Raw genomic sequence first — 3,577 nt, forward strand, 5'->3', positions numbered from 1 at the left:
CAAATCCGTGCTGCCCTAGACCAGGCCATGACTGACCTATCGGAGTGGTTTGAAGGCAAGGTTGCCTGGTGGCTGGCCCACCACTTGCCCCCAGAGACTCCGCTGTTTATTGCCAACAGCACGCCGGTGCGGGATGTGGAGTGGTTTTGGCCCCCCAACGACCGCCGCATCCGTCCCTACTTCAATCGCGGCACCAACGGCATCGATGGCCTTCTCTCTACCGCCTTCGGGGTGGCCCACCGGCAGCGCCCGACGGTGTTGCTAACCGGGGATCTGGCCTTTCTCCACGACTGCGGCGGCCTGCGGCTTGGCCCTCACCTGCAGGGATCCCTGACCATTCTCCTCATCAACAACCAGGGGGGTGGGATTTTCGAGCTGCTGCCCATTGCTGAAGTGGGCCGTCAAGGGCCAGATCCGCCCTTTGAGCCCTACTTTGCTACTCCCCAGTCGGTGGATCTTGCCCTCCTCTGCCAAGCCCACGGCATTCCCCACCGGCGGGTGGAAAGCTGGCAGGAGCTGGCCCAAGCTTTGGATCCCTTGCCTGCCCAAGGGGTGCGGGTGTTGGAGATCCTTACGGATCGAAAAGCCGATGCTCAGCGGCGGCGGGACTGGTTTCAACAGTGGTCGGAGCTGCCATCCAAGCCTTGACCTGCTTCCAGATCTGCTCCGGCAAATCCTCAGCTTCGCAGTCCAGCCACTGGATCCCTGGCAGGGCCCGGAACCAGGTCATCTGCCGTTTGGCAAATTGGCGGGTGCGCCGCACAATCAGGGGTTGCAGTTCGGCTTCCGGGATCCGCCCCTCCAGATAAGCGCCGATTTCCGCGTAGCCCAAAGTATTCAAAAGGGGCAGGTGGGGCCCATAGCGCTCCCGCAGGGTTTTCACCTCCTCGATCCACCCCCGCTCCATCATCTCTGCCGTGCGCCGGGCAATGCGTTGTTCCAAACGGGGCATTGGGCAGCGCAGCCCCAGGATCAAGATGGGGTAATGGGGGGGATGAGCCCGCCTTAGGCTGGAAGCCGGCTTCCCAGTGGCGTAAACGATCTCCAAAGCCCGCAGCGTGCGCACCGCGTCATGGGGATGAATGTGCTGGGCGGCAACGGGATCCAACTGCTGCAGCCAGGCGTAGCGGATCTCAGGGGGCCAAGTTTCCAGTTGTCTTCTCAGTTGGGGCTGCGGGGGTACAGCAGGGATCCCTAGGCCAGCAGTCACCGATTGGATGTAGAGACCGGTGCCCCCCACCAGGATGGGCGTCTGTCCCTGCCGATGGGCCTCGGCGATGCGGGTTTGGGCCGCCTGTTGGAACTCGGCCACCGTGTAGGTGTGGCGGGGATCCACAAAGTCAATCAGCTCGTGGGGCCAGAGAGCCCGCTCAGCAGGGGTAGGCTTGGCTGTGCCGATGTCAAACTCGCGGTAGACCTGGCGAGAGTCCGCATTCAACAACGGGGATCCCAGCCGTTGGGCCAAAAGCAGTGCCTGTCGAGATTTCCCGGTGGCCGTGGGGCCGGCAATGACGATCAATCCCGGCCATCCTGTCCGGTCAGAAGCTGCTGCAGCGGGAATGCCGTTCTCGAGAGTTGCACTCATTTCGTTTCGTTCGCGTCAGCGGCGCGGAGTACCTTAGTTTCGAGACATTCAGGATCTGCAAGAAAATTCACACAAGGCAACAGGTTAAAATTTTCAAGAGGCTTTGGCTCTTTGGCTACAATAGAGCTTCCATCGCGTCAGCGGTGCAGAGCACTCTAGCTTCACCTTTTTTCTGGCTTTTCGGGGTTCTCGGTGATCTCATCTTACGTCCCTGCTTCTACTGGGTTGGGCGGCAGTTGCCCACAGCTCAGGCTACCTCTACAGATACAGATGCTCACCCCTCTGCTGCTTGCTTCGGCAAGACGTGGTCTTAGCTGTCTTGGCCGGGCGGTTGGGGCAGGGATCCTGACAGTTTTGTTGGCGTGGGAACCTTGCTCGGCGCGGGGGGAGACCTTGGTGCTCAAGCAGGGAGAAGTGCGCACTCTGCCCCTGTTGCAAACCCGGGCCCGGCTGCCCTTGCAAATGGAAATGCTCTATCTGGGCATGGTCGAGGAGCGCTTCTTGAGCTACGCCCGCGCCAACAATTGGGAGACCCTTTCTAGCGACCGGGAGGATCCCCGCTGGAGCCGCTGGCAACTGCGTCCTGGGGGTGAAGCCCTTTACCTGCCCGATTCCCCTTCATCTCAGAACTCCTTGGAGCCCCCCATCTATGCCCGTGGGTTTTATGTGCAAGCCTATTTTGTCGGCGGGCGCCTGGCGGGAATGCACCTGATTCGCAACCCCGAAGAGCCGGGCTTCAACTTGACAGCCCTGCAAAGGGTGATCCGCGCCTGGTTTCCCGATAATCGCCTGATGTTGTATTACCAAGTGTTGCCAGAGGATCCCGAGCAGCAGGTGCTGGGCGCCTATTTGGGCACCATTCCTCCCCCCTACCTTGCCGATATTCAGCGCAATCGCGTGCCTTTTTGTCAGACTTTTTTCAGCCCCACTTTGCCGCAGCCGATCATCCCCCCCTCCGTCGATGGGCCTCCCCATTGCCTGGGCACAACTGCCGTCAACAGCGGGACGGGGCCTTACGCTGCCCAGAAAGGGGCTGCTGCTTTGCGCTAAAGGCACGTGAGGAGTTGGCTCAGCGCAGCGCTGGGGTCAAGCCGGATTTCAGTAAGAGAGCAGTTTCCTTCAAAATGAACTGTCACCTTAAACTGTCACCAGCTCGGGACGGCGGCTGTTGCGAATGCTGCGAATGGCTTCTGCATAGTCTTTGGCCTTGAACACTGCCGAACCGGCCACAATGGCATTGGCTCCTGCCTCGATCACCTGCCAAGCGTTGCTTCCCTTCAAGCCACCATCCACCTCGATCCAGGGATCCAGGCCGCGCTCATCACACATGGCCCGTAACTGGCGAATTTTGGGCACCACTGCCGGAATGAAGCTTTGCCCGCCAAAGCCGGGGTTGACGCTCATGATCAGCACCAGATCCACCAGCTCCAGCACGTATTGGATCAGCTCCAGGGGGCTGGCCGGATTGAGCACCACGCCCGCTTGCTTGCCCAGATCCTTGATTTGGCTGAGGGTGCGATGCAGGTGGATGGTGGAGCTGGACTCTGCGTGCACGGAAATGATATCGGCCCCTGCTTTGGCAAAATCCGCCACATAGTTCTCCGGCTCTACAATCATCAGGTGGACGTCCAGGGGCTTGGCCGTCACCGGGCGCAGCGCTTCCACCACCAACGGGCCGATGGTGATGTTGGGCACAAAGCGGCCATCCATGACATCCACATGGATCCAGTCGGCTCCTGCCTCATCCACTGCCCGTACTTCCTCCCCCAACCGGCTGAAATCGGCTGAAAGGATGGAAGGGGCGATCACAATCGGCTTCTGCCCAGAGGTTGCTGACGGCTGCACCATGGTGAGTCCTGGGGATTGAAAACAGAGAAACGGAGAAACCTGCTCCTCTATGGTACGGGGTTTGATCCCCTTTGCAAAGCGTCATATCCCCTGATACATTTACGCTGAACACTGCTGAACATCACTGTTCAACTATGCAGCGAT

The 3,577-nt window shown here is 59.9% G+C and carries 4 protein-coding genes; 2 read left to right on the forward strand and 2 right to left on the reverse strand.

Annotation, left to right across the window (positions count from 1 at the left end):
* Positions 1-648, forward strand: a 648-nt coding sequence (locus NW838_RS10715) for a thiamine pyrophosphate-dependent enzyme (RefSeq protein ID WP_414428023.1), incomplete at its 5' end; no start/stop codon positions are given.
* Here NW838_RS10715 and miaA read toward each other — a convergent pair.
* Entirely contained in the window at positions 572-1,585 is a 1,014-nt protein-coding gene (miaA, locus tag NW838_RS10720; protein WP_414428024.1) for a tRNA (adenosine(37)-N6)-dimethylallyltransferase MiaA, read from the reverse strand. The genes NW838_RS10715 and miaA overlap by 77 nt on opposite strands.
* A gap of 270 nt (positions 1,586-1,855) precedes the next feature.
* On the opposite strand from miaA, the gene NW838_RS10725 reads away from it, so the two are divergent.
* Positions 1,856-2,635 (forward strand): hypothetical protein, encoded by a 780-nt coding sequence (locus NW838_RS10725; RefSeq protein WP_414357391.1) that lies wholly within the window; start codon positions 1,856-1,858, stop codon positions 2,633-2,635.
* Between the two features lie 87 nt (positions 2,636-2,722).
* Here the strand turns inward: NW838_RS10725 and rpe are convergent, their stop codons facing one another.
* Positions 2,723-3,433 carry a ribulose-phosphate 3-epimerase gene (gene rpe, locus NW838_RS10730; RefSeq protein ID WP_414331302.1) on the reverse strand — a complete coding sequence of 237 codons (711 nt, stop codon included), beginning with the start codon at positions 3,431-3,433 and terminating at the stop codon, positions 2,723-2,725.
* Positions 3,434-3,577 lie beyond the last annotated feature (144 nt).

The organism is Synechococcus sp. R55.2 (assembly GCF_047462075.1).
Classification (GTDB): Bacteria; Cyanobacteriota; Cyanobacteriia; order Thermostichales; family Thermostichaceae; genus Thermostichus.